Annotated in this window: 7 protein-coding genes; 1 reads left to right on the forward strand and 6 read right to left on the reverse strand. The window is 54.5% G+C overall.

Translation table 11 applies throughout. From position 1 onward, the window contains the following. Positions 1 to 425: 425 nt before the first annotated feature. The 4 genes from WBL42_RS00125 to WBL42_RS00140 all read right to left on the reverse strand — a co-directional run bounded on the left by WBL42_RS00125 (position 426) and on the right by WBL42_RS00140 (position 3,890). Positions 426 to 806: a response regulator gene (locus tag WBL42_RS00125; protein ID WP_424719230.1), complete on the reverse strand. Its 381-nt coding sequence runs from the start codon at positions 804 to 806 to the stop codon at positions 426 to 428. Further along, entirely contained in the window at positions 803 to 1,483 is a 681-nt protein-coding gene (locus WBL42_RS00130) for a sensor histidine kinase (protein WP_424719231.1), read from the reverse strand. The genes WBL42_RS00125 and WBL42_RS00130 overlap by 4 nt, the downstream gene beginning before the upstream one ends. 600 nt (positions 1,484 to 2,083) lie before the next feature. Continuing rightward, positions 2,084 to 2,521, reverse strand: coding sequence for a hypothetical protein (locus WBL42_RS00135; protein ID WP_424719232.1), 438 nt, complete (start codon positions 2,519 to 2,521; stop codon positions 2,084 to 2,086). A 229-nt stretch (positions 2,522 to 2,750) separates the two neighbouring features. Then, positions 2,751 to 3,890: a glycosyltransferase family 4 protein gene (locus WBL42_RS00140; protein ID WP_424719233.1), complete on the reverse strand. Its 1,140-nt coding sequence runs from the start codon at positions 3,888 to 3,890 to the stop codon at positions 2,751 to 2,753. A gap of 598 nt (positions 3,891 to 4,488) precedes the next feature. On the opposite strand from WBL42_RS00140, the gene WBL42_RS00145 reads away from it, so the two are divergent. Continuing rightward, positions 4,489 to 4,764 carry a hypothetical protein gene (locus tag WBL42_RS00145; RefSeq protein WP_424719234.1) on the forward strand — a complete coding sequence of 92 codons (276 nt, stop codon included), beginning with the start codon at positions 4,489 to 4,491 and terminating at the stop codon, positions 4,762 to 4,764. A 219-nt stretch (positions 4,765 to 4,983) separates the two neighbouring features. Here WBL42_RS00145 and WBL42_RS00150 read toward each other — a convergent pair whose 3' ends face one another. Then, on the reverse strand, positions 4,984 to 5,784 hold the full coding sequence (locus WBL42_RS00150; RefSeq protein WP_424719235.1) for a hypothetical protein: 801 nt from the start codon (positions 5,782 to 5,784) through the stop codon (positions 4,984 to 4,986). Between the two features lie 277 nt (positions 5,785 to 6,061). Beyond that, the gene (locus tag WBL42_RS00155; RefSeq protein WP_424719236.1) at positions 6,062 to 6,661 is read right to left on the reverse strand and encodes a hypothetical protein; all 600 of its coding nucleotides are present in this window, start codon (positions 6,659 to 6,661) and stop codon (positions 6,062 to 6,064) included. Positions 6,662 to 7,308: the final 647 nt, after the last annotated feature.

A 7,308-nucleotide genomic window follows, 5' to 3' on the forward strand; every position in this document is an offset into this window, starting at 1 on the left:
ATTTGCTCATGGTGACATAGCTGCCAACTTTGTCAATAATTATTCGATCCTGATCCGGGAATCCGGCAGCGGCACCATGCTAAGGCAGGGTGCAGGCTTTTCCTTGTCCATGCAGGGAAAATCAAGCTGTGCCGGATGGATGTCACTGCGTGATTTTTTAATATAAACATTTCACTGGTTTTCAAAATTTATTACATGATACCTGCCGGGATTATTTGTGGAAATCCCCGGAATCCCTTCGATACGCATCGGGTACTGATTGGGATACGGAAAAGTACTGGGAGGAAAAGCCGGTAGTACCGGGCTCTCCGTGGTACGGGCCCTGTATTGATCAAAAGAGTATCCGCATTCCGGCAGGGCAAACAGCAACCTGACCGGGTGTCCCGGGTACGCTCTCAGGTACTGCCGGTTGACAGACTCCTGTGTCATGCTTCCGGCCGCACCACAGCTTTTGCGACAAGAGCGAGCAGATCCTCCTGAATAAACGGTTTGATGATGATTCCGTAAGGTGCAACTTCCCTCATCCGTTCGAGCATGTGCTTCGAGGTATGGGCGGTGACAAAGATCAGGGGAACCGAAAACCGCTGCCGGATCTTCCAGGCAGTCTCGATCCCGTCAAGCACTCCTGCAAGCTTGATGTCCATCAGGATAAGGTCGGGTTCCGGGGACTTTTCGAGTAACCGGAGCACCATCTCCCCGGAGTAAGCCTGGCCGATAACCCGGTATCCTGCTTTTTCCAGTATCTGGATCAGGTGGATTGCGATCAGGCCTTCATCTTCCATTACCAGGATGGTTTCCCCGGTCATGCGTAATCCTCCGTATTGATCAGCCGGAAAATAAACTCAGTGCCTTTGTCCGCCCGGACCTCGGTCTCCGCCCGGAGCTGGTGGCGGGCAAGGAAGTTCACCAGTGTGAGGCCGAGTGATTCGGTTACCAGGGGATCGAACTCCGGGGGCAGCCCGCGGCCATTATCGGCCACCGTGAGCACATACGTCCCGTCCTCCCGGGCAAGCGAGACCCGGATCGTACAGGGTTCTCCCCGTGCCGCCATGCAGTCGAATGCCGGAGGGAATGCGTACTTGAACGAGTTGGTCACGAGTTCGTTGATGATCAGGCCGGCTGTGGAGGCCCGGGAAAGATCGAGGACTACTCCCCGGACATCGACATCAATCCGGATCTCCTGGCTCTTCGGGTACGAGTCAGCGATCTGTCCGACAAGGGTGGTGAGATAGACGTCCATGTCCACGTTCGAAAATTTCCCGGTCCGGTACAGGGTTTCATGGACCAGGGCCATGCTCCGGGCCCGGTTCTGGAGGTCCTTCCGGAGAGCCCTGCCCCCTTCGGTGTCCTCATAAGAACCATCGAGGCTCAGCAGTGAGATGAACGCGGTCAGGTTGTTCTTGACGCGGTGATGGACCTCGGAGAGAAGGATCTCCTTTTCCGCATGGGCGTGCCGCAGCGCCTCTTCTATCTGTTTACGCATCAGTGCCTCACCAATCTGGCCGGCAATCAGTTCGAGGGACTCAGTACTTCTCTAAATTATCCCCTCCATATGGGGTAAACGCCCTGTCCTCCGACATACGGTTTTGCCACTCAATCCGGGACTGAAACGGGCTTATTTTACCATCAGGGTCCCAGGGTGAACATAAAAATGGAACCATGTTGTCCACCACGGAAATTATCCCCGCGATTTGTGGCAAAAACTCAAAAGCGGTCGAATTGCGGGGCGTTATATTTTCCCTTTAGCGGTGTTCTGCAGGGGGTGTTTTTTTGGTCGGACTTTATATCGTCCGGTACCCAATCGGATCCCCGGAGGCCATTATGGGCAATTGTCCGGATTGGGGTGTGCAGGAAAATCCGGGCTTATGGATCCCATCTGAAATTAGTGAAGTACTGGGACTGGATGATAACGGGTGTGAACAATCCTTCCTGAAGGCATTGACCTGGAGTGCCCCGGGGATTTGTCCAAGCCCCAAAAAAGATTCGCACTTCCACGATACATCCCGTTAAGCCGGTTCGTTCCCCCACAATTAAGACGAGGAAAAACGGATACCATTCCCCGGCCGTTTCCCTGTATACCTGTTCACGGTACGAACCGGATACCGGGATAAATTGCACCACGGAACCCATCGTCTGAGATCCCGGTGCCGAATTTTCCTGTTATTACATCCCGGAACTCTTTTTCAAGGATCAGTTTCGGGAACCCGTGTGTTGTATGGCAGAAGGTTCGTACCCATTCATTCCAGAGCAACATGCACTGGACATCGCGTACACCATCAGGCCGCACATGGCGCTCCAGGAACTCCTCGCAGGCCCTGAATTCGTGGAACTCCCCGGGGTCGAGACCGGCCCCGGTCAACCCGCATGTTTCGCGAGGCCGGTTCAGCAGGGGGATCGATGTGTCCATGCCCCGGGAAAGAATATCTCCTGCGCTACCGGTTCTGCTGCCGTCCGGAGGAAATTGTTCCGGCTGGTGTGTCCTGAATGCAACTGAGGTTACCGGGCTTTTCGTAGTAGACATAAGTGAATCGCCAAAAAACGATTATGAGGCTGGAGCATATAGGTGATTACCTGAAAAACAGACTTTGAGACAAATTTTGAAACAACCGGGATTGTTTTCCAGGAAGACCAGTAAACGGGGTTACGGATCAGGGCGACCTGTACCGGAAGATTTCTTCCGGAACTGACAGGAATCATTCTGGAACTCTTCGTCCTGCTATGAATGCCATATTGTTCATTGGTCGACAGGATCAGGAGAACGCCTTCGCATAGGTACCCGCCATCCGTGACGCAACCGGATCCCACTGGAACATCCGGTCGACCTTTCCTCTTCCCCGTCGCCCGAACATCTCCGCGTTCCACGGCTCGTTGATCATGCTGCTGATTCCCCATGCCAGGGAATCGGGTGTCGGCTCGACTTTGATCCCGTTCACGAAAGAATCAATATTCTCTGAAAGCCCGCCTACATTCGATGCCACCACCGGCTTCTCCGCACTCCATGCTTCGAGCAGGACAAGGCCGAACGGTTCGTTCCTGCTGGGGATGACGACGACATTGCATGCGTTCAGGAGGCGGACATATTCCGAATCCGGGATATAGCCTACGAAGTTGACCGGGAGATCGCGGGCCCGCTCCTGGAGGTACTGCCTCATCCCGCCATCCCCGGCAACGATCACCCGGGCATCCCAGCGTTCACGGCATACTTTCCTTAAAGCTTCGATGAGGATATCGGGGCCTTTCTGGTATACGAGCCTTCCGATGAACAGGATGAGCGGGGCGTAGGGGTGGATCCCGTATGCCCGTTTTACCTCACCGGGATCGATCCCTGCCCAGTACTGCCGCGGCACTACGCCGTTGGGGACTACATCGCACTTCCAGTCCGGAATATCATAGAGCTGCATCACCTCGTTTTTCAGGGTGGCAGAGACCGTTGTCACCCGCTTTGCGACCAGGCCTCCGTACCACTCTTTTCCCGAAACCTCCCGGTACTCCCACCAGTCACCGGTATGGTTGCCGTTCCTGCCATATTCCGTTGAGTGAAAAGTCAGGATCGTGTTCCTGTCCTGGAGGTGGTGCAGGGCCTGTATCGCGTGCCAGTCGTGGAAGTGCAGGATATCAAAACGCCCGCGGTTGTCACACGCCCGGAACTGCTGTACCATCTTTGTGCTCATGTCATTGCAGTAATCCACGGTATTGCTGCCGGAAGGCTGGCAATAATGGTAATGGACGTTATTAACCACCTGGCCCGGGATTGAACCCCGGGAGAAATAGTGGACTTCGTGCGATTTTGCCAGGTTTTCTGCAAGGTTGGTGGCTGCGCTCGCGAGACCCCCCACCCGTTCGCCATACAGGGACTCCCAGCAGAAGAATGCGATCTTAAGTGACTCCATAACTCCCCCTTATGCCCTCTGGTGGCGGTTCCTCTTTTTCCCGGTGCCTTTCCGGAATATCTGACGCACTTCAGATCCAGTACAGGACCCGGGCATTTTTCCGGGATCCTCATGTCCGGCTCTCATTGATATGATCGTGAGAGGGTCCGCGGTTCCAGGTACCTGAAAGAGTGTCATCTGTTCCGGTAATATTCCGGAGAGACTAATAGCGTCTTTCCTGAAACCCGGATTTTGTGACAAATTTTGAAACTTTGCCCAGGGGTGTTGAAAGAATGCACCGCGATCTTCCCGTCTTCCCGTGAGATTGCTCCCACCCGCGGGACTGCAGGCAGAATACAGGTTTGTGTCCTCATGAACGTCTGGCACATAAGGAAATTGCCCTGCCGGCAGCGGAAACGCAGGGGGGATCCGTCCGCCGGGTCATATACGGGAAGTCAACGGTCACTGCCCGGACCGGTGACCGGATAATTCCAGGTTCCGGCAGGAGCAGGCATGGGCACCCGGCACACAACCGTCCGGCTTATTGACGGGATTAATTTCTCCTGGAGGCCCCTGTTGCAACAGACTTGTTTAATATCTGGAAAAATAACCCGGACATATGACACGTGATGAAACTGCCGTCTCACTGAAAATGCCGACAGGGCTCTTAGAAAAACTGGACACGATTGCAAAGCAGAAGTACCTGGACCGGGCTGATATCATTGTTGATGCGTGTGCCTATTATTGCCAGTTCTATGATATGAACAGTGAGCGGTTCCCTGAAACAACACGCAACATACTCTTCAATCTCGCCCGTCATGATGATGAATTCCGTAAAACGTTACGGGATGTGTTGCGGGACGGCCCGGCAGCAGATGCTGATAACCACAACTAATTCATTCATAGCACTGCGGACAGCCCACAACGCCTGGCTGAGCCATGGGTTGATAGTGCTCAGGTCCCGTGTTTTATTCGGCACTCTCCTTTTTTTCCTGAATAGTCCCTTATTATTCCGCCTGTTTTTTGTTACCACAAAGGCCCAAATCCCCTGTGTTCCCGTTCAGGCACAACAATGCAGCAGAATCCGACGGGACCCAATCCTTTTTCTCCTGTTTTAGAACCCGGGGTCCAGCCGCAGGCTGTTGAACATGTAGCCTGAGGTCGTGTACCGCAGGACGGGGTCCTGCGATGAGGTATAGAATATAAACACACCGCGCCGGTTCACACCGGTGACGATGTATGCTGTGCCCGTCCCGTCCGTAAAACCCGTTGCATTGATCTTTCCAAAATCCACCCGGATCCCCTTGTAGTAAACACCGGTAAGGGGGACATCCGTAACATCGGAGATAGTGAACGCACCCATGGGCGTATTCGCGCAGTAATCCGGGTCTCCGAGGATGGAATTGACGATATCCGCATAATCAACGTGCAGGTCCTGGTCGCGGGGCCAGATGTCCCGCTGCGTATCCACGACAGAAGAAGAGAATATCGTGGTGTTATCCCCGGAATAAAAGAAGCGAAGTTCCTGGTCCAGTTCGTAGGCGAGCGTGACCGTGCACCCGTCAGAGTTATGGTGATACTCCCGGAGCGGAAGCGTCGTGACATTGATTCCCCACGTTGCCGGGTAATCGAGGGAATAATCTGTACCGGCATAGTGCTGGTAATTCCCGGTCACCGTCTGGTCCGGCGGGAATGACGCCGTATATGACTGCCCGTACGGGGTAACTGTCGTTATACCGGTGGCAGCGGGGATGACCGCAGTCTGGCAGCTTACCTGCAGTGGTGAGGCGGTACTACCGGGCGTGATATCCAACGGAGTCTGCAGTACGGTTTTATCCGGCTGTGAACATCCGGAGATTGCGAGCAGGACAATCACCGTCACAGCCATCAGGGCAGTTCCGCGTAGTGGCATCATCGGAATATTTCTGCAGGGAGTATTAATAATGCGGTTTCGTGGCATCCGCCATCTTTTAAGAGGGGATTACACCAGGGAAACGGTACCTCAGGCGCGTAGTCAGGGAACACGATGGAAGGAGAGAAAACGGATACGCAAATGAAATGCAACACGAAGGCCGGGCCCGCACAGTGAGAGAGGGGCGGGGATACCCGGGGTCAAAGACCGTTTACCGTATGCCCGTACCTGTTCCCGGGACTGCCTTTACGGGTATTGCCCCTTCCACGATTCAGTCCCGCTACTTCTTTGCAGTGCCTGACTTGTCTTCCTCAGCAGCAAAGATCAGGGGGGACTGCCTGGCCCTGGCAGCTGCGCCCATCTTGTTGCGCCCGTATCCCGAGGACGAATCAATGGGGTTCCTGTCCCCCAGCCGCGGCTCCATCTTCATCGTGCCGTCGGTCTGCATGATCCGGACCATTGCGGGCTCTGCCGGGGCAGCCGGGACATCCGGCTGGCGTGCGCCCCGGGGCCGGATCACGGTGCTGCCCTCTGCGGGAGCAGCAGTTGCGGGGGAGGCGGAGGGTCCCGCCAGCGCCGGGGATGCGGTGCCAGGCACAAACGGCCCCCGTTTGAGCTCCTGGCGGCTGCGTTCCCCGTCCTGCCGGGAGATCGTCATTGCGATCGCCTTGAAGTCGAGGAATTCATCGACCAGTCCCCTGATGAGCGCATCCATGTCCCGTACCCTTTTTTCAAGTGCTGCGATCCGTTCTTCCGGTACACCGGTTCCTGAGATTTCCATAATCGTGATCAGTTTCTCCTGGAGATCGAGTTCGTTCCGGAGAGATGTGAGATGTGCATCAGACTGTGCATACAGAACACTACTGATGATCCCTGACATGTTAAAGGGAGATGTATGTTTTTATGAAAAACTGCTGAAAAATTCCGTTTTAATGCATCTGCGGCTGGAAACCGGTCGTTTCTTCCCGCAGGAAATTCCCTGTTAATAAAAAACGGGCAGGGATGAAGATACGATCCGGCGGGACCGGCCAGGATCTTCCCAAATCCCCCGGACCGTTAATGCCCGTGACGGACACACGGCGCCTGCGGTAGTGCGTTGCCGGTCAGGACCCGGACCTGCTGTTCCACAACTCCGATACGTTTCACGAATCTCCTGATCTGTACTTCAGTTGCTTCGCCTATGATAGTTACCTTGCCCGCTATTGCCTGAAGCGGGTGTCAACCAGTAAAGGATGGCATAAAAAGGATGGCATAACAGTTTTGAATACCCCAGGGTCCGGGCCGGGCAGGTAAGATGCCCGGCATTTATTGAAGATCGCGGGGCAGAACCCGGGGGACGGGGAAGTGCAGCCCGCGGGTATAATTGAATTCCGAATGAAAAATTCATTACTATCAAAAATCGGCTCTGTAGAAAACCTCCATTCTCCGAAGTAAACAACTGACCACAAAAGCTAAGGTACGGTGCCTCCTTACCTTGTTATGCTCATAACCAGCGAGGAGGCAAAATAATGTCAACAAACCGGTATA

The sequence above is a fragment of the Methanoregula sp. genome (assembly GCF_049686655.1).
In the GTDB taxonomy this organism is placed as follows: domain Archaea; phylum Halobacteriota; class Methanomicrobia; order Methanomicrobiales; family Methanospirillaceae; genus Methanoregula.